Raw genomic sequence first — 18,968 nt, forward strand, 5'->3', positions numbered from 1 at the left:
ACGTCCTATTCTTATCCATTACCCAAGGCAACGAATGCTTTCGTAATATTTGTCTTCGTAATTCTCCCTATTACTTCATATCCCTGTTCTGACGGTCTAACTATAGGTAAAGCGTCAATTTGTTTATCAATTAGTAATTTAGCAACATCGATTAAATTATCATCCATTTCACACGTTGTAATATTTGGCATTCTGGTCATAATGATGTTGATTGGTAGTGCAGTAAGCTCTTGTTTGCCAATACTTGCTCTTAGAAGGTCCTTTCTTGATAACACACCAACTAGCAGGGAGTTTTGGTCTACCACAAATAATGTCCCCACATCCTCAAGGAACATTGTACAAATTGCGTCGTATACCGAAACGTTTTCCTTTACTAAGATAGGGATTGAATTATAATCCCTTACACGTATTTTTTGAAGGTTTTCAGTCAAAAGCTGAGTTCCGGATTTACCAGTATAAAAATATCCTACACGTGGTCTTGCGTCTAAATATCCAGCCATTGTTAAAATGGATAAATCAGGCCTTAATGTTGCTCGTGTCAAATTTAGCTGTTCTGCAATGTTTTCCCCCGTTATTGGTCCATTATCCTTCACAATTTGAATGATAAGTTCTTGGCGTTTGGTCAGTTCTATTTTTCTCACCACCATTTTTAATCCATTATGTAGAGGGGCGGACGGACCGCACCCTCAGAAAAATTTAAACCTAAAACATTATCTTTTCTTGGAGGAAAGTGACTAATTCTGCAAGTGGTACTCGTGTTTGTTCCATGGTGTCACGGTCTCTGATTGTTACCATATTGTCTTCTTTTGAATCAAAATCATATGTGATACAGAATGGTGTACCAATCTCGTCATGTCTTCGGTAACGTTTACCAATTGAACCTGCTTCATCATAGTCAACGGAGAAATGCTTGGCTAAAGTTTGAAACACTTCTTTGGCTTCTTCAGAAAGTTTTTTAGACAAAGGTAAAACTGCTGCCTTAAATGGTGCAAGTGCAGGATGGAAATGCATAACTGTTCTTGAAGTACCATCTTCAAGTTGTTCTTCATCATAGGCATCAATTAAAAATGCTAATGTTACCCGGTCCGCACCAAGAGAAGGCTCGATACAGTATGGTATATATCTTTCATTTGTCTCTGGGTCAATATAGTTAAAGTCCTCACCAGAGAATTGCATATGCTGCTTTAAATCATAATCCGTTCTTGAGGCTACACCCCAAAGTTCTCCCCAGCCAAATGGGAATTTATATTCAAAATCGGTTGTTGCATTACTATAATGCGAAAGTTCATCTTCCGAATGGTCTCGAAGTCTTAAATTTTCCTTATTTAAGCCTAATGAATGAAGCCACTGCTCAGCAAAATTCTTCCAATAATCAAACCATGTTAATTCTTCGCCAGGCTTACAGAAGAACTCAAGCTCCATTTGCTCAAATTCACGCGTACGGAAGGTAAAGTTTCCAGGCGTGATTTCATTACGGAAGCTTTTTCCAATTTGTGCAATACCAAAAGGTAATTTCTTTCTCATTGTACGCTGGACATTTTTAAAGTTAACAAATATCCCTTGTGCTGTTTCAGGGCGTAGGAAAATCTCATTCGTACTAGACTCAGTAACCCCTTGGAAAGTTTTAAACATTAAGTTGAACTGACGGATGCCGGTAAAATCATGACTGCCGCAATCAGGACAAGCAATATTATGTTCTTTTACCAGTTCTTCCATTTTATCAAACGGCAGGCCATCAACAATCATCTCTACTCCCTTTTCATCAAGAGCATTTTCAATTAGCTTATCGGCACGGTGTCGTGCTTTACAGTTTTTACAATCAATCATTGGATCGTTAAAGTTTCCGATATGACCGGAAGCTTCCCAAGTTCTTGGGTTCATTAGAATACTAGCGTCCAAACCAACATTGTATGGTGATTCTTGAACGAATTTCTTCCACCATGCTTGTTTAATATTGTTTTTAAACTCTACTCCAAGTGGACCGTAATCCCACGTATTTGCCAAACCGCCGTAAATTTCTGAACCTGGAAAAATAAATCCTCTATGTTTCGCGTGAGAAACAATCTGCTCCATTGATACTTTCATTTTCATTACTCCTCTTCAATAAAATAAAAAACCCTCGTCACTATGCTTAAGATAAGCATAGGGACGAGAGTTACCCGCGGTTCCACCCTATTTGCTGCAATACAGCAGCCTCTTTTATGTGTTGTACACATGATTTGCTCAAGAACGCCTTCCTTAGGTCCCTATACCCTAGCTCACACCATCCTAGGTTCGCTTTTACAGAGATTGCTAAGTACTCTTTTCCATCATAGCAACTATTTATTATTAAGACACATAATAACGAAATCTAAAATAAAAGTCAATAAGTCAATCTAAATTTGATTTCGAAATTTTTCCATGGACTGGAGAAATTTCTTTGTTTTTAAATATAGGCCGGAATACTCTTCGTAGTAAGCCGTAATAACCTGTTTCAGCTCATCCTTTGTCCCTTGTTTTACTGAAATGTTTCCTAATCTCGTAAGATCAAAATAATAAAAGAGTCGTAATAATTTTACAGATGATGGCGATAATTTATAATGGTATGGGTCCTTTTCTATACAACGATGGCATATAAACCCGCCTTCCCGAATGGAAAAAGAAAAAAGTCCGTCTGTGCTGCCGCAAACGGAACATTGATTTAGAATAGGATGTAATCCCAACACATTCAGCATTTTCATTTCATAAATATTCATAAGAATATCTGGATCGTATCCTTCATTTAAAAAATTAAGTGTTTGAAAAAGAAGTTCGAAATGATATGGGTTTGGTTTTTTATCATCCGTACATTTATCAGTCAATTCAACGATATAACTAGCATAGGCGGTGAGGAATATATCTTCCCCAATACCGCGAAAGCTGGTAATCATTTCTCCCTGTTGTACACTGCCTAATCCAGTACCTCTTTGTACTAGAAAATAACCGTGGGTAAACAGTTGGGTAATGGAGGAAAGCCGGCTATTAGGCTTTTTTGCCCCTCTTGCCATAACGCCGATCTTTCCCCACTCCCTAGTAAATAGAGTTATAATTTTATTGGTCTCACCATAATCTGTAGTTCTAATGACGATGCCTTCACACTTTTGAAGCATAGCTGTCACCATCCCGATACATTAGACAACTTATGAAACGGGAAAATCCATTTGCGCTAGATCTTCATTCTGATTTCCGGGTATTTCTTGGTTTTCCTTCTCGAGCTCTTTAAAGAGAAGATAAGTGTCAATATTGCCTGTCTGTAGGAATACTTTCCACGTAAAATCCATCATCGAAAACCCCACCTTTCATGATTTAACTAGCCTTTTTAAGAATCCCAAACCTTACAATTATCATAGCCTGCCTATGGAAAAATCATAAGACGAAAATATTGTTAATGTTGTCCATGCATAATTTTATAAGAATGTTAATATTTTTATTAGGGTGTATGGTATTAATACTCGTCTTCATTAAAACCAAAATCGCGAAGCTGGGACATTTTATTCCGCCAATCTTTTTGAACTTTTACCCAAAGCTCCAAGAAAACTTTTGAGCCTAAAAGATTTTCAATGTCCACACGGGCTCGTTTCCCAATTTCTTTGAGCATACTTCCTTGTTTCCCAATAATAATCCCTTTTTGAGAATCCCTCTCGACAATGACAGTTGCCATCACATGGATTATATCCTTTCCCTTCTGCCGTTCCATTTTATCTAGGACAACAGCAAGAGAATGAGGGATTTCTTCACGTGTTAAGTGCAGCGCTTTCTCTCTAATTAGCTCGGTGATAATAAATCTTTCTGGGTGATCGGTTACCTGATCCGCCGGATAATACTGAGGTCCTTCAGGTAAATAGGCTTTAATTTGTTCTAACAGTCGTTCGACATTATTTCCCTCGAGTGCTGAAATGGGAATAATTTCTTTAAAGGAATACTTTTCTTTATATGATTCAATTAATGGCAGTAATTCATCCGGGTGCATTTGGTCAATTTTATTTATAACAAGGAAAATAGGTGTGTTGATGGTTTGGAATTTTTCGAGTATAAATTCCTCGCCACGACCAAAACCTTCCTCAGCATTTACCATAAATAGAATTAAATCAACTTCTTTTAGTGTATTTTGCGCAACTTTCATCATAAAGTCGCCGAGTTTATGCTTTGGCTTATGAATCCCTGGTGTGTCAATAAACACCATTTGGGTATCATCTAAGGTCAATACACCCTGAATTTTATTACGAGTAGTTTGAGGTTTATCGCTCATAATTGCAATCTTCTGACCTATTACTCGATTTAAAAAGGTAGACTTTCCTACATTGGGGCGCCCAATAATTGAAATGAAACCGGATTTATAACCTTTATCAACATTACTCAGCATGTAAATCCTCCGGAGAAAAGGCACCTGGAAGTAACTCAGCTACTGTTAGTTCTAAAACGTCACCTTTAAGGTTAGTTAAAACGACTTTCATGTCTTTGTGACAGAGCTCCGAGATTACTTGCCGGCATGCCCCGCATGGCGAGCAAGGTCGATCAGTATCAGCAACAACTGCAAGCATTGTAAAGTTTCGATCACCTTCAGAATAAGCCTTAAATAATGCAGTACGTTCAGCGCAATTGCACATGCTATAAGCGGCATTTTCAATGTTACAGCCATGATATATTTTTCCATCTGTTGTTAATAATGCTGCTCCTACACCAAATTTAGAATAAGGAACATAAGCTTTTTCTCTTGCTTTCTTTGATTCTTCGATTAATTTCTCGATGTTCAAAGTTCATTCTTCCCTTCCAGCAATAATCTGCCGCTTTCTTTATTTTACCCTAAAAATTTCACAAAATCATCATTTGTAGCGAAAAAGTAATATAAAAATTTGAATTTTCATAAAAGTCAACTAATTTACCTATATCGCACAAAGCTGATAAGTTATTCTACCGAATTCGTAATTCCTTTTCAAATTAACCATCTAAAAATATATGGTAAAAAGATAATACTTCCAATTACAACCGCAGTAATAGCATAAATAAAAACCGCTCCGGCCGCTAAGTCTTTAGCTTGTTTAGCAAGCGGGTGGTAGTCCTCGGTCACTAAGTCGACTACACGCTCGATAGCAGTGTTGATTAATTCTAATGATAAGATTCCGCCTATTGCTACAATAACAAATAACCACTCCAGTTTACTAATTGAAAAGAAAACGGAACACCCAATTACGATAAAAGACACAAATAAATGGATGCGCATATTTCTCTCAGACCAAAGGGCTGTCTTAATTCCAGTTATGGCGAAAGAAAAAGATTTCCATAAATGAACATGCTTATCTCGTGAGTCCATACTCATCTAATATTTCCTTTTGTCGAGAGAACATTTTTTCTTCCTCTTCCTTTTCCATATGATCGTAGCCCAGAAGATGCAGGAAACCGTGAACAGATAAAAATCCAAGTTCTCGAATAAATGAATGTCCATATTCCTTGGCCTGCTCTTCTGCCTTTGGAATGGAAATGATGATATCTCCTAAGACACGAGGAAGCTCCTCCCCTATTAATTCAATTTCACCTTCACCCAGCTCTTCCATTGCAAATGAAATCACGTCCGTAGGCGCATCCTTTTCTCTATATTCACGGTTAATTTCGTGAATTCTTTCATTTGATACAAATGTAACGGATACCTCACTATTGTCCTCGACATTTTCTTTATCAGCTGCAAAATTCAATAGTGTTTCGATGTCTTGCATTTGCTCATCTGACAGTTGATTCGTTTCATCTACTAAATCAATCATCAACTTATTCATACTTCAGCCACCTTCTTTGTCATTTCTGGATATTCAATTCTAGAGTGGAAAATCCCCTTTAATGTTTCACAAAAAGAGTGGGATACCGTTTCTAATTCTTTTAAGGTTAAATCACATTCATTTAATTGCCCATCTTGGAGACGGTCGGAGACGATTTTCTTAACAAGCGACTCGATTGTTTCCGGTGTAGGCTGGTTCATAGATCTAACCGCAGCTTCCACACTATCGGCAATACCTACAATAGCAGATTCTTTTGTCTGTGGTTTTGGACCAGGGTAACGATAATCCTCTTCATTAACATTTTCTTGGCCTTGCAGCGCCTTATGGTAAAAAAACTTCAAAAGTGTCGTACCATGATGTTGTTCAGCAATATGAATGATTTCCTTTGGCATATTGTATTTTTTTAATATTGCAGACCCATCTGTCACGTGTGAAATAATGATATTAGCACTTTTATCTGGCGGCAGACGATCATGCGGATTGTCAAGGTGCATTTGATTTTCTATGAAAAAGTTGGGCCGTTTTGTTTTACCGACATCATGATAATAACAGCCTACCCTTGCTAGTAAACCATTTGCTCCTATCGCTTCGCAGGCTGCATCTGCTAGGTTAGCAACCATAACACTATGGTGATAGGTTCCAGGTGCTTCCATCAATATTTTTCGCAGTAATGGATGATTTGGATTAGAAAGCTCGATCAACTTCATTGTTGAGAGTATACCAAAGCTAGTCTCCAAAAGTGGTAATAGCCCCATTGTCAGGACAGCTGAACCAATTCCTGAAAAAATGGCTGTTAAAATATAATACCCATATTCTAATCCAGAAAATTGTCCATTCGGCAAAAACATTAGTGCCCAAATAGTGAATAGATTTATAGCAGCTGCAAAAGATCCAGCCTGTAAGATTTTAGAGCGCTGATTCTGCCCGCTTAAAAAGAGCACACCTGCAAGTGCACTAAACAATATATAAATCCCTACTGAAAAATTCAGTGTTCCGGAGACTCCTTCATTAAATAAAATACTGCCAAAAATCGAAAAGATGATAGAGGATAGAATCGCTAATTTCTCTTCAATTAATATCTTAATAAGCATTCCGCCCATTGCGGCAGGGAATAAGTAACCTATCCCGGAATAGTTAAAGATTTGCAGCATACTGATAATTTTCAATATAAAAAACGTCAAAATAAAAACAATCCCAAACAAGAGAAGATTGGTCTGTCTCTTTTCTGGATTTTCCTTCAACTGGTAGAAGTAAAAGTAAACCGAGGTCAGGATAATCGAAATAAGAATCAGTAAACCAATAAACGGTTTATACGATTGTTTATTATCTAACAGACCCACTAGTTCTAGCTGGCGAAATTCTTCCTGACGAATTAATTTCCCCTCTTCGATAATAATTTGCCCTTGCAGGATTTTTACAGGTTCTACTGATTCCGCAGCTTGCTTACGCAACTCTTCAGTTGCCTCCGGGTCATAAAATTCATTCTGAATAACAGCATATCTTCCTAATTCAATCGCTGCATTTTTTAAGTCACCATTTAAGGTCGTAAATTTTAATTCTTCTTCTAAACTTTTTTTTGCATTTTCTACATCATCCGCAGAAATTCGTTTATTCATGACATTATTAATAGCCGTTACCGTTAAATCTTTTGCAATGGATAATTCATCATTGCTAGCTTGTACCAGTGCAGTAAAAACACGCTCTGAAAGATCCTTGGTTACCCGATCTGTTAATTTTCCCTTTAACATGGTCATTTCTTCTTCAACGGTTGGTTCAAAGACATCTAAAGGGTCTCCGTCGAGGACATTTTGTTTTTTTGTTTCATCCTCTATTTCGTCATTTACATCTGAAGCCGAGTCAAATATCGAAGTAATTAAATCTACTTGATTCGTAGAATATTCCTTTTTCAGTGTGTAGACGTCCTGGACTTGATCCAATGCCTCTTGACGTTTTTTTTCTGTACTGATTTTATCTTCGACCGTTGCCGGGGAGCGAATGGTTTTATCTGCTACCGTTAAAAGACTTATATCAAGTTTTTCCGGCTTCACATTTCCATACATAGAGATAAATAAGACAACTCCTAAAATCACAAAAACTAACACTCTGAAGAAGGTATAATCTAGAAGCTTTTTTATTTGAATTAAGTATTGCTGTATTTTTTTCAACGAACTCCCTCCAAAGCACCTAAATAACCCTAATCAAGTATGTAATCCGCTTTATGTAAAATGATAACAGTTTTTCCCTGAAGTTTCATCTTCTAATAAAAGAAAGCCTACTTTTTACATGCCAATTGTTATGATTAGATGGCAAAAAGGATAAACCCCTAGGCAGGTTTATCCCTTCATTCAATACTTTAATTTTGCTGTGGTTTTTTTTCATAAGCCTCAATGATTCTGCCTACTAACGGATGACGAACCACATCACTTTGTTCTAAGAAAACAAAGGATATTCCATTAACCCCCAACAAGATGTTCTCGGCAGCGATTAGTCCTGACTTTGCCCCTTTTGGTAAATCTATTTGTGTTTGGTCACCTGTAATAACCATTTTCGAACCAAAACCGAGCCGTGTTAAAAACATCTTCATTTGAGCATGTGTAGTATTTTGTGCTTCATCTAATATGACAAAGGCATCGTCTAATGTCCGGCCCCTCATATAGGCTAGCGGAGCAATTTCAATTGTACCACGCTCAATTAATCTTTGAGTATGTTCAGCCCCAAGAACGTCATTTAAAGCGTCATATAAGGGACGTAAATACGGGTCAACCTTTTCTTTCAAGTCACCTGGTAAAAATCCAAGACTTTCTCCCGCCTCTACCGCAGGACGAGTTAGAATAATCTTATTAACTTGCCCATTTTTCAACGCATTGACAGCCATAACTACGGCTAAATACGTTTTTCCTGTTCCTGCGGGACCAATCCCAAATACAAGGTCATGTTGTCTTATTGCCATAATATATTGTCTTTGCCCAAGCGTTTTGATTCGTATACTCTTTCCTTTTACATTCTTGGCAATTTCCTCGTCATAGAGATTATCAAAGTAATCCAGTGTACCTTTTTGCGCCATTTGGATGGCTGACAAAACATCCCTCTGGCTGATTGTTACACCTTTTCTAATGACAAAAATAAGCTTATCAAGAATTTGACTGGCAAGTACTACTCTTTCCTCATCACCAGACAAGCTGACTGACTCACCGCGCGTGACGATGGATACTTGTAGTTCTTCTTCAATTATTTTTAAATTTGTATCTGCGTTGCCTAAGAGAGCTATCGCTTCTGTTGGATTTTCAAGTTGTACATTTATTGTTTTTAAGTTAACTGTCATTCAGTAGTCTCCTTAGGTATTGGTTGTCCAACCGCTATATTTTCGATTATCTTAAAATGGATATCTAGGATAACTTTACCATTTTTCAACTCTTTGTGTAAAATTTTTTGGTCTTTAATGATAGCTTCTTCATCCAAACCATTTTTTATTTTATCTTTTGCTAATTCAAGTGCATTTTTTTCGGCTTCTTTTTCCGTATAGGTCCGGATAGTCTCTTCACGTGCTCGTAATGTTTCATTTCCAATTGAGATAGGCAGCTCCCATTTTAGGAAATGGATTTTATTCACATTTTTTTCCGTTTCATATTCCTTGAATTCTGGTTCGCCAAATCCCCAAATAGGAATTTCTAGATTACCTAAGACGAATGAAAACTTTTGCTTTTCCTGGCCATTGAAGACAAAGAATTTCGTTTCTAACGGTAATTCAACATGGCTTCTATACCAAGTTTCCCCCCAAACTTCTCCAACGGCTGCAACTTGCTCGGTTTGACCTTCCCTTCCAATCACACCTGATACTAGCAGCTGCCCCTGCTCTACATGGTCATGTATATCAACCATTTTTTGTCCTGTTTCAATATACATGGAATCAATAACAGCTTTCTTTTTTGCAACTAGATTTCTTGGTGCCAGTTGTTCTGGCTTTTCAGGTTCTTTCTTCTCAACCACTTGAAGATGGTAGGTTGTCCCCTTTAATTCCACACCAACCCAGGTAAGGTTACCAACATTATTAGTCAATTTCCGTTGAATTCCTTCTACGTTATCCACAAAAAATTGGACTTTACCAATCTTTACTCCCATCTTGTCCAATTCTTTTCGAATCTGATACTCTGTGGCCGGTTTTGCTCCTTTTATTTCAATACCCCAAATGACATTTGATAAAAACATAATAATTAATAAAAAGAGAAGAGCCCCCCCTACAAAACCGCTATTTTTCAATAGCCGTTTAAATAAAAAAGGCATACCTGCCCTTTTTAAAAATGTAATTGAGCATTCTCTTTCTCTTGCATAACGTCTAATTTTTAATGCGTCCTGCAATCTCATTGTAAAGGTTATCGTTTCAGTCCCGTGTCGTTTTACATTCCATACAATGAGACCGTTCCTGATTAAGACATTTAAGAATCTTTCTATGCCTCTTCCTGTTACTTTAACGGTTACCTTGCCAGATATGAATTCGATCCATTGGTTTTTCATTTGGTTCCTCCTGGATTATCATTTATATAAATAACCTGATCAATTTTTCCTTCTAGCAAAATTTCTTCAGGTAATATGGTTTTTATCACGAATGACTTCCCTTTAATTTGTAATTGACCCTGCTTTAACAACAGACGCAATTCTTTATCAGTAAAGGTAATTAACCCTCTATGATTCTCGATGTAAATATGGATTTGCCCAATCATTGTGATTCGGGGCAAATCCATCATGACATCTTGAGGAAGATCCATTTTTTGTGCCATCCAGTTTCGGACACGCAGGCCCCATTTTTTTGCCATAAAAAAAGAACCCCCTTTCATCTCATATTTATGAAATGAAAGGGGGTTCTAGCACTTCTTTTTCTTTTAATGCTTCGGATTAGGAAAAATTAATTTAGCCTTTTCTTGGAATGTAAGGTTTTTTAGCTCGCGGTTCACCAAGGATTTCTGCCCAAATAATCCCATTAATGATGGTTTTTTCATCTGGTTTTTCTAATGCTGCACCATCTGTTTCAACTTCTATCCTTGTTGATTCATGCGGCTTAACTAGTTTTTCTGGCATCCTTGGTGGAACAGAATTCATCAGTTGAACGTTTTCCACTGTATTTTGCAATTTCTGCGCCACTGGCTGCCCAGTCGAGATTTGTCTTGTTTTTGTGGAGGTGTTCTCCATGTGTTGTTCAACCTTTGTACGAAAATCATCAAAACCCTTTGCTGTAAAAGGTTTTCTTCTACCCGGACTATTATTGCCCTTTGCTCTGCCAAAGATTGAGGAGAGAATACCGGCGATAATTAAAAATAATATTGTTTCCATGCCCCGACCTCCTTTTACCGGTCGTCTTTTTTATCACCAGTCATCTTGCCGATAGATCCGCGCATATCTGTATCAGCAGAGATATTTTTATAATTCATATATTCCATAACACTAATATTACCTGATTTTAATGCTTCTGACATTGCCAGTGGCACTTTCGCCTCTGCCTCTACAACCTTTGCTCTCATTTCTTCTACTCTTGCCTTCATTTCCTGCTCAGTAGCAACAGCCATAGCCCTCCGCTCTTCAGCTTTTGCCTGGGCTATTTTCTTATCGGCTTCTGCTTGCTCTGTCTGCAGTTCAGCACCGATGTTCCTTCCTAAATCAATATCAGCAATGTCAATCGACAGAATTTCAAAAGCTGTACCTGCGTCTAAACCTTTGGCCAAGACTGTTTGGGAAATCAATTCTGGGTTCTCGAGTACTTTGCTGTGGTCGGCTGAGGAACCAATCGTCGAAATAACCCCTTCGCCTACACGAGCTACAACAGTATCCTCACCGGCACCTCCGACTAGACGGTCGATATTAGCACGAACGGTAATTCTCGCTTTTGCTTTTACTTCAATACCATTCATGGCAACACCAGCAATAAAAGGTGTCTCAATGACTTTAGGATTAACACTCATTTGTACCGCTTCTAATACATCACGCCCTGCCAAATCGATTGCAGCACAGCGTTCAAATGTTAGCTCAATATTCGCACGATGGGCAGCAATTAAGGCATTTACCACTCTATCAACATTACCACCCGCTAAGTAATGACTTTCAAGCTGATTTGTTGTTACATTTAGACCTGCCTTGTGTGCCTTAATTAGGGGATTTACAACTCGGCTTGGTGTAACCCGTCTAAGTCTCATCCCTACTAATGTAAAAATACTGATACGAACCCCTGCAGCAAGGGCAGATACCCATAGCATTACCGGAACAAATGATAATAATATTCCTAGAAAAATTAACGCAACAACGATAATACCAATCATAAATAAACTTCCACTCGTTAATTCCATAGCGCTTACCTCCTTGTTAGTAATTCATTATACTTTCCTGACTACGATACGTACTCCCTCAACCTTTATCACAGTAATTTTTGCATTTTGATCGATGAAGTCACCTTCACTCACAACATCGATTCTTTCATTATTAAAAACCGCTGTTCCAGATGGTCTTAATACAGTTAACGCAATCCCTTCTTTTCCTAATAAATCTGTACGATTTACGTTAGAAACATAGCCATCTTCTTTTTTAGCTGTATCAAATAAAATCATTCGATTAAACAAAACCAATTTTCTGCCTAAGACCTTTATCATAATAAATAGGACTGCAATGGAAATACAAATTGCAATGAAAATGGAGATTCCCATATTCAATGGATTTTCTCCTGCTATAAACAGACTTGCTATTAATGCTGCCAATCCTAGTGTGCCCGAAATGGCTCCCGGAAGAAAAAATTCTAAGAAAATGAGCATGATTCCTACTGCAAATAACAGAATTGTTCCAAACCCAGCAAGACCAGCTTGAAAATGTCCATAAAAGAAAAGTAGTAGTGCAAATAAACCTATGAATCCTGATATTCCAAACTTTGACGAAAACAACTCATAGACAATTGCCGTTCCTGCAATGGTTAATAGCAGTGTTACAACGATTGGATTTGTTAGGAACTCAACCATAATGACCCTCCCTTCTTGTCGACACTATGTATACGTTTTATATCCAAATAAGTTTCAAATTATCCAAAAACAATGAAAAACCGCAAGCTAACGCTTGCGGCTTTGGTTGTCAGAATAATTATGAAAGGTGTTGTTGTACAAATTTATTTACAAGTGAACCGTCTGCTTTACCTTTTACTTTAGGCATAATCGCAGCCATCACTTTTCCCATATCCGCTTTTGATTTTGCACCGACTTCAGAGATTGTTTCTTGAACAATTTCTGACAACTCTTCTTCGGAAAGCTGCTTCGGTAAATACAGTTCGACAATAGCCAACTCTGCACGCAATTTATCAACAAGGTCTTGACGACCTGCTTTATCAAATTCATGGAGGGATTCTTTGCGTTGCTTTACTTCGCGAGAAAGGATCGTTAACTCATCATCGGCGGAAAGCTCTTTTGTACCAAGCTTAATCGCTTCATTTTGCAATGAAGCTTTTACCATCCGAATTGTTGTGAGTTTGTCTTTTTCCTTATTTTTCATCGCTTGTTTCATGTCATTGTTTAAACGCTCGAGAAGACTCATAAATTACACCCTCTCTTAGAACTTACGTTTTCTTGCTGCTTCAGACTTTTTCTTACGCTTTACACTTGGCTTTTCGTAGAATTCGCGCTTTCTTGCCTCTTGCAAAGTACCAGTTTTTGATACTGTACGTTTGAAGCGACGAAGAGCATCTTCAAGCGATTCGTTTTTACGAACGACGGTTTTAGACATTCTCTTTCCCTCCCTCCGAAACACAACACACTTACATTCAATCCATGTACCTTGCAATTATAATATATCATAGAAACAAGGTCAACTGTATTTCTAGAGTTGAAACAAGCTTTTGATATTTTTATTCATTTATCCACAATTTTTTGAACAACCACTATAAATCTGGCATGTCCTTTTCCCAAAGGCATACAATTTATGGAGGGGGAGAAGACATGCTATACATACTATTATTTATTTTATTTATCTTATTATTTATATTTGGCATGACCATAATAAGGTTTGGATTATTTAACCTATCAGGTAATAAACTAAAAGGTTGGTTAACGAAACTTACAAGTACACCGTTAAAAGGTATGGTGACTGGGACGTTTGTTACTGCATTATTACAGAGCAGTTCTGCAGTAATGGTTATCACCATTGGATTGATTTCAACAAAGATCATGACTTTTCCTCAATCCATCGGGATTATTTTAGGCACAAATATCGGAACCACATTTAAAACTGAACTGATAACTTTTAATCTTGATAAAGTTTTAGTACCTTTGGCTATTATTGGAGCATTTCTTACCTTTTTTAAACCAATTAAAATTAGAAGTATCGGAATGGTCACCTTTGGAATCGCCTCCGTGTTTACAGCAATGAAAGGATTTGAGCTTCTTGCTCACCCCTTAACTGCACTCCCATTTATCAATAATTATATCCTCTCTATTAACGACAATATCTTACTAAGTATTTTAACTGGAGCATTTATTACCGCAATTATTCAATCAAGTACAGCTATGACAGGTATCACCATGGGTTTTTTAACTGCAGGTCTTCTTCACCTTGATGCTGGGATCGCGATTGTATTTGGGGCAAATATTGGGACATGCATTACAGCACTAATTGCTTCAATTGGGGGCGGGAAAGAATCAAGATTGGCGGCATTTGCACATGTTTGGCTCAATGTGGCGGGTGTTCTAATTTTTACTCCCTTTATTCCATATTTGTCTGAAAATGCCCATGTATTAGCGGATGAGAAAATGATTCAGTTAGCACACATAAGTGTTATTTTTAATGTGGTTTCATCCATTATGGTTTTACCATTTGCAACAAAATTTGGTGAAATGATTTTGAAAATCCATGGTGGCAAAACAAGTAAATAAATAAAAGACGGCCTTGGCCGTCTTCAGGCTGTCGGAAAAGTCCTCGACAGCCACTTTTTGCGTTGCGGTTTTCTTATATAGATGGTGTGCGTACGATTTTTCCTCAAGATCCTGGATTGAGGACGAATCCCCCTGACAGAGCTTATGTTTTGTCGTTAAGACCCTGAATTGAGGACAAATCCTTCTGACACTTTGTCCTCAAGACCCTGGATTGAGGACAAATCCCGCTGGCAGAACTTCCGTTTTGTCCTCAAGACCCTGGATTGAGGAATATCCTGAGGGCAGAGCTACAATCTGTCCTCAAATTGCAAATTCACTTTCTCTACAATCTGAAGACGGCCTTGGCCGTCTTTTTTAGTAGTCAGTGGTGGCTGTTAATCCTTGTAGAATTGCGACTCCTGCACTTGCTCCAATTCTAGTTGCTCCAGCCTGTATCATCTTTTCAGTATCTTCAGTATTTCGAACTCCGCCCGAAGCTTTAACTCCAATATCAGGTCCAACTGTTTCTCTCATAAGCTTAATATCCTCCACTGTTGCACCGCCAGTTGAGAAACCTGTTGATGTTTTTACAAAATCAGTACCAGCCTTTACAGCAAGCTGACAGGCACGAATCTTTTCTTCCCTTGTAAGTAAGCTTGTTTCGATAATTACCTTTGTTAAGGCTTTACCTTTTGCAGCTTCAACAACAGCACGAATATCTTTTTCAACTAAGTCGTCATTTTTATCCTTCAAAGCACCGATGTTGATGACCATATCAACTTCGTCAGCACCGTTTTCTATCGCGTTGTTTGTTTCAAACGCTTTTGTTTCCGAAGTGGTTGCTCCCAAAGGAAAACCAATAACCGTGCATACCTTAACTCCGCTTCCACTAAGCAATTCTCTAGCAGTGCTTACCCAGGTTGGATTTACACAAACTGAAAAAAATTCATGTTCTATTGCCTCTTGGCAAAGAGTTTCAATTTGCTGGCGGGTTGCGTCTGCTTTTAATAAGGTATGGTCAATCATTGCAGCAATATTGGTAGTAGCCATTTTTTTATATGCCCCTTTTCAATAATAAATTTGATCCTAACATTAGAGTACCCAAATCCCAATAAAAAAAGGACCAAACAGGTCCTTAAATCGCAGCTTCTTCTTTTGTAAATACTTCTGCTTTAATATCGTCTTCAACAATTCTGACAAATTGTCCTTCATTGTATGGATAACCAGCTTTTGTAATTTTCACTTTAACAAGTTTACCAATCATTTCTTCGGTGGCAGGGAAAACCACTTTTAGATAATTATCCGTATACCCTACATATAACCCATCGCTAAATTCTTCTTCTGGGATTATTTCTAAGACATCATTTTCAAAATGCGAAGCATATTCTTTTGCCAACTGATCAGAGAGCGTAATCAACCGGTGAACACGTTCATTTTTAACCTCTTCGTCAACTTGGTCTTCCATCCGTGCGGCAGGTGTTCCTGTGCGTTTGGAATAAGGGAAAACATGGAGTTCAGAAAATTTATGTTCATTAATAAAATTGTATGTTTCCATAAATTCCTCTTCTGTTTCACCAGGAAAGCCAACAATAACGTCAGATGTAACAGCAAGTCCAGGGAGTACTTCTTTAAGACGGTCTAATCTTTCACCGAAGAATTCCATTGTATACTTACGGCGCATTCTTTTTAACACAGTATTAGATCCTGACTGGATTGGGATATGCAAATGACGGACGATGATATTTGAATGTTTGATTACTTCAATCACTTCATCGGTAATTTGACTTGCTTCAATAGAAGAAATCCTAAGTCTAGCAATTCCTTTAACTTGGGCTTCTAAATCACGAAGCAGTAAGGCTAGGTTGTAATCCTTCATGTCCTCACCGTAGCCGCCTGTGTGTATCCCGGTTAATACAATTTCTTTATAACCGGCGTCAACAAGCTGCTGTGCTTGGCGAATAACTTCCTTCGGATCTCGTGATCTCATTAACCCGCGTGCCCAAGGGATAATACAGAAAGTACAGAAATTGTTACAACCCTCTTGAATTTTCAACGAAGCACGTGTACGATCCGTAAATGCAGGAACATCAAGCTCTTCATAAACACGATTTTTCATAATATTGCCTACACCATTTATTGGCTGGCGTTCTGTTTTATACTGTTCAATGTATTCAAGCATTTTCACGCGGTCCTGGGTTCCAACTACGATATCCACACCAGGTATAGCCATAATTTCAGCAGGTGATGTTTGAGCATAACATCCTGTAACACAAATGACGGCGTCAGGATTTTTCCGGACAGCACGTCGAATCACTTGGCGGCTTTTTTTGTCACCAGTATTTGTTACCGTACAAGTATTAATAATATAGACATCCGAAATGGATTCATAATCAACTCGTTCGTAGCCTTCTTGCTTGAACAATTGCCAGATTGCTTCAGTCTCATAATGATTCACCTTACATCCAAGTGTATGAAAAGCGACTGTTGGCATTGTATTCATCTCCTCATTAATTCAAAATGGTAGGAAATCGCCGATAGAGCATATAGAGGCGCAGTTTCCGTTCTTAAAATACGCGGACCTAATCCGCATAGGGCAAAACCATTTTCCTGTAAAGTATTGACTTCTTCTTCTGCAAGTCCACCCTCAGGACCAAAAACTAATAGCAGTGATTCCCTTGGTTTCATGTTTTGTAATGTTGCTGAGAAAACAGACGTTTCGCCAATTCTGCTTTCTTCTTCGAAAGCAACTAATTTATAATGAAAATTTCTGCTCTTCTCTATCAGAGCTTTAAAATTCATCGGACTTATTATCTCAGGTACAATTCCACGATGGGATTGTTCCGCAGCTTCTTTGGCAATTTTTTGCCATCTCTCTACTTTTTTGCCGGCTTTTTTTTCATCCCATTTTACGATAGAACGACGTGCGGCAAAAGGAATAAATTCATGGGCACCAAGTTCAGTACCTTTTTGAATAATCCATTCAAGTTTGTCCCCTTTTGGAAGTCCGCTTGCAATCGTAATTGAAATAGGAAGCTCCGACTTCTCATCTTTCCATTGTACAACGTCTGCAACGACTTGTTCATCGGTAATTTTTGCAATTTCACAAACTGCCGTATTTCCACTTGGATCAACACAAATGATTTTGTCCCCGATCGCCATCCGCATTACCTTAATTATATGATGACGGTCATCGCCATCAATCACAAAACTGTTTTCATTTGCTCGTTGTTTAACAAAGTAGCGTTGCACACGATGCACCCCTCTAAAACATTTTACTCTTTATTTTACTGCAACCATGGTTTCATTTAAAGCAGGCAAATAGAAAAAAGGGGCATTATCCCCTTTTTTAAGCATTATATCCTTTTAGCAATAATCGCAACCCAATCTTCCATTAAGATGGTCTCCGTTATTTCAAATCCGGACTGAATGAGTCCTTCTTTTACTTGATCTTTCTTCTGCTGGATAATACCTGAGGCAATAAACGTTCCTCCAGGTTTAACAACACGAGCGACATCATCTGTAAAACGTAAAATAACTTCAGCTAATATATTAGCAACAACCACGTCAGCTGAACTCTCTTCGACACCATCTAAAAGATTATTTTGTGAAGTGGTTACTATATCACTTACTTTATTTAACTTAATATTGAGCCGAGCTGATGTTACAGCAACTTCATCTAAATCATAAGCACGTACATCTTCTGCCCCGAGCATAGCTGCAGCAATACTTAGCACACCTGAACCAGTTCCAACATCTATTACCCTGTCACCAGGTTGAACCGTTCTTTCCAGAGCTTGGATACACATTACAGTCGTTGGATGTGTTCCGGTGCCGAATGCCATTCCAGGATCCAGTTCAATGATTAGTTCATCACTGCTGACTGGAGTGTATATCTCCCAAGTAGGAACGATCGTAAACCTCTCTGAAATTTTAACAGGATGATAGTATTTCTTCCAAGCTGTCGCCCATTCTTCCTCGTTCACTTCACTAATGGTCACTTTATTTATTCCAATATCAATATTGTGAATAATAAGGTTATTAATTGAATCTTTTATCGCGTCTACCGTTTCACCTAAGAAGCTGTTAACAGGAAGATATGCTTTAACGATAACTCCTTCCTCAGGGTAATCATCAGGATTGAGTTGGTAGATTTCCCCGAACTGATCTTGCCTCTCCTTCGTTAGTTCAAAAGGATCCTCAATAACTACACCGCTAGCACCGGCCTCATGTAAAATATGCGATATTGGTTCAATCGCCTCGTTTGTAGTGTGAATACTAAGTTCAGACCATTTCATTCTACCAACTCCAATCC

22 protein-coding genes and 1 other annotated feature are annotated in these 18,968 nt (G+C 38.1%); of the genes, 1 reads left to right on the top strand and 21 read right to left on the bottom strand.

The annotated features are described in order from the left end of the window. Nucleotides 1-11: 11 nt before the first annotated feature. The 17 genes from ccpN to rpsU all read right to left on the bottom strand — a co-directional run bounded on the left by ccpN (nucleotide 12) and on the right by rpsU (nucleotide 13,532). Nucleotides 12-647, bottom strand: coding sequence for a transcriptional regulator CcpN (gene ccpN, locus BANA01_RS01520; RefSeq protein WP_169803634.1), 636 nt, complete (start codon nucleotides 645-647; stop codon nucleotides 12-14). Nucleotides 648-702: 55 nt separating this feature from the next. Further along, nucleotides 703-2,085 carry a glycine--tRNA ligase gene (locus tag BANA01_RS01525; protein ID WP_034675037.1) on the bottom strand — a complete coding sequence of 461 codons (1,383 nt, stop codon included), beginning with the start codon at nucleotides 2,083-2,085 and terminating at the stop codon, nucleotides 703-705. Between the two features lie 56 nt (nucleotides 2,086-2,141). Next, nucleotides 2,142-2,322: a binding site (T-box leader), on the bottom strand. 53 nt (nucleotides 2,323-2,375) lie between these two features. Then, nucleotides 2,376-3,128, bottom strand: a complete 753-nt coding sequence (gene recO / locus BANA01_RS01530) for a DNA repair protein RecO (RefSeq protein ID WP_034675040.1) — start codon at nucleotides 3,126-3,128, stop codon at nucleotides 2,376-2,378. 30 nt (nucleotides 3,129-3,158) lie between these two features. Next, the gene (locus tag BANA01_RS28940; protein WP_075686228.1) at nucleotides 3,159-3,302 is read right to left on the bottom strand and encodes a YqzL family protein; all 144 of its coding nucleotides are present in this window, start codon (nucleotides 3,300-3,302) and stop codon (nucleotides 3,159-3,161) included. A gap of 161 nt (nucleotides 3,303-3,463) precedes the next feature. Next, on the bottom strand, nucleotides 3,464-4,381 hold the full coding sequence (gene era / locus BANA01_RS01535) for a GTPase Era (RefSeq protein WP_157411697.1): 918 nt from the start codon (nucleotides 4,379-4,381) through the stop codon (nucleotides 3,464-3,466). Further along, nucleotides 4,371-4,772, bottom strand: a complete 402-nt coding sequence (locus BANA01_RS01540) for a cytidine deaminase (protein WP_063251331.1) — start codon at nucleotides 4,770-4,772, stop codon at nucleotides 4,371-4,373. Before BANA01_RS01540 ends, era begins: the two co-directional genes overlap by 11 nt. Nucleotides 4,773-4,951: 179 nt before the next feature. After that, nucleotides 4,952-5,335, bottom strand: coding sequence for a diacylglycerol kinase family protein (locus BANA01_RS01545; protein ID WP_063251332.1), 384 nt, complete (start codon nucleotides 5,333-5,335; stop codon nucleotides 4,952-4,954). Then, complete coding sequence (gene ybeY, locus BANA01_RS01550) at nucleotides 5,313-5,786, bottom strand: rRNA maturation RNase YbeY (protein WP_063251333.1); 474 nt, start codon at nucleotides 5,784-5,786, stop codon at nucleotides 5,313-5,315. The genes BANA01_RS01545 and ybeY overlap by 23 nt, the downstream gene beginning before the upstream one ends. After that, on the bottom strand, nucleotides 5,783-7,951 hold the full coding sequence (locus BANA01_RS01555) for an HD family phosphohydrolase (RefSeq protein WP_063251334.1): 2,169 nt from the start codon (nucleotides 7,949-7,951) through the stop codon (nucleotides 5,783-5,785). The genes ybeY and BANA01_RS01555 overlap by 4 nt, the downstream gene beginning before the upstream one ends. 188 nt (nucleotides 7,952-8,139) lie before the next feature. After that, nucleotides 8,140-9,108 (bottom strand): PhoH family protein, encoded by a 969-nt coding sequence (locus BANA01_RS01560; RefSeq protein WP_063251335.1) that lies wholly within the window; start codon nucleotides 9,106-9,108, stop codon nucleotides 8,140-8,142. Beyond that, a complete protein-coding gene (gene yqfD, locus BANA01_RS01565; protein WP_063251336.1) occupies nucleotides 9,105-10,298 on the bottom strand; it encodes a sporulation protein YqfD in 1,194 nt (397 codons plus the stop codon). The genes BANA01_RS01560 and yqfD overlap by 4 nt, the downstream gene beginning before the upstream one ends. Continuing rightward, a complete protein-coding gene (yqfC, locus tag BANA01_RS01570) occupies nucleotides 10,295-10,597 on the bottom strand; it encodes a sporulation protein YqfC (RefSeq protein ID WP_063251337.1) in 303 nt (100 codons plus the stop codon). Before yqfC ends, yqfD begins: the two co-directional genes overlap by 4 nt. 94 nt (nucleotides 10,598-10,691) lie before the next feature. Further along, entirely contained in the window at nucleotides 10,692-11,111 is a 420-nt protein-coding gene (locus tag BANA01_RS01575; RefSeq protein WP_063251338.1) for a hypothetical protein, read from the bottom strand. A gap of 14 nt (nucleotides 11,112-11,125) precedes the next feature. After that, nucleotides 11,126-12,091 (bottom strand): flotillin-like protein FloA, encoded by a 966-nt coding sequence (gene floA / locus BANA01_RS01580; protein WP_411834222.1) that lies wholly within the window; start codon nucleotides 12,089-12,091, stop codon nucleotides 11,126-11,128. Nucleotides 12,092-12,145: 54 nt separating this feature from the next. Further along, nucleotides 12,146-12,778: an NfeD family protein gene (locus BANA01_RS01585; protein ID WP_063251340.1), complete on the bottom strand. Its 633-nt coding sequence runs from the start codon at nucleotides 12,776-12,778 to the stop codon at nucleotides 12,146-12,148. A gap of 118 nt (nucleotides 12,779-12,896) precedes the next feature. Beyond that, the gene (locus tag BANA01_RS01590) at nucleotides 12,897-13,343 is read right to left on the bottom strand and encodes a GatB/YqeY domain-containing protein (RefSeq protein ID WP_063251341.1); all 447 of its coding nucleotides are present in this window, start codon (nucleotides 13,341-13,343) and stop codon (nucleotides 12,897-12,899) included. Nucleotides 13,344-13,358: 15 nt separating this feature from the next. Beyond that, nucleotides 13,359-13,532: a 30S ribosomal protein S21 gene (gene rpsU / locus BANA01_RS01595; protein WP_007087607.1), complete on the bottom strand. Its 174-nt coding sequence runs from the start codon at nucleotides 13,530-13,532 to the stop codon at nucleotides 13,359-13,361. A gap of 212 nt (nucleotides 13,533-13,744) precedes the next feature. On the opposite strand from rpsU, the gene BANA01_RS01600 reads away from it, so the two are divergent. Then, the gene (locus BANA01_RS01600) at nucleotides 13,745-14,677 is read left to right on the top strand and encodes a Na/Pi symporter (RefSeq protein ID WP_063251342.1); all 933 of its coding nucleotides are present in this window, start codon (nucleotides 13,745-13,747) and stop codon (nucleotides 14,675-14,677) included. Nucleotides 14,678-15,031: 354 nt separating this feature from the next. Here the strand turns inward: BANA01_RS01600 and deoC are convergent, their stop codons facing one another. From deoC to prmA, 4 genes are all read right to left on the bottom strand, one after another. Continuing rightward, nucleotides 15,032-15,706, bottom strand: a complete 675-nt coding sequence (gene deoC, locus BANA01_RS01605) for a deoxyribose-phosphate aldolase (protein WP_063251343.1) — start codon at nucleotides 15,704-15,706, stop codon at nucleotides 15,032-15,034. An 85-nt stretch (nucleotides 15,707-15,791) separates the two neighbouring features. Continuing rightward, a complete protein-coding gene (gene mtaB, locus BANA01_RS01610) occupies nucleotides 15,792-17,147 on the bottom strand; it encodes a tRNA (N(6)-L-threonylcarbamoyladenosine(37)-C(2))-methylthiotransferase MtaB (protein ID WP_063251344.1) in 1,356 nt (451 codons plus the stop codon). A gap of 5 nt (nucleotides 17,148-17,152) precedes the next feature. Beyond that, a complete protein-coding gene (locus BANA01_RS01615; protein WP_063251345.1) occupies nucleotides 17,153-17,905 on the bottom strand; it encodes a 16S rRNA (uracil(1498)-N(3))-methyltransferase in 753 nt (250 codons plus the stop codon). Nucleotides 17,906-18,009: 104 nt separating this feature from the next. Continuing rightward, nucleotides 18,010-18,951 carry a 50S ribosomal protein L11 methyltransferase gene (prmA, locus tag BANA01_RS01620; protein WP_063251346.1) on the bottom strand — a complete coding sequence of 314 codons (942 nt, stop codon included), beginning with the start codon at nucleotides 18,949-18,951 and terminating at the stop codon, nucleotides 18,010-18,012. Between the last annotated feature and the right edge of the window lie 17 nt (nucleotides 18,952-18,968).

Source organism: Neobacillus niacini NBRC 15566 (assembly GCF_001591505.1).
Taxonomy (GTDB): Bacteria; Bacillota; Bacilli; order Bacillales; family Cytobacillaceae; genus Neobacillus; species Neobacillus niacini.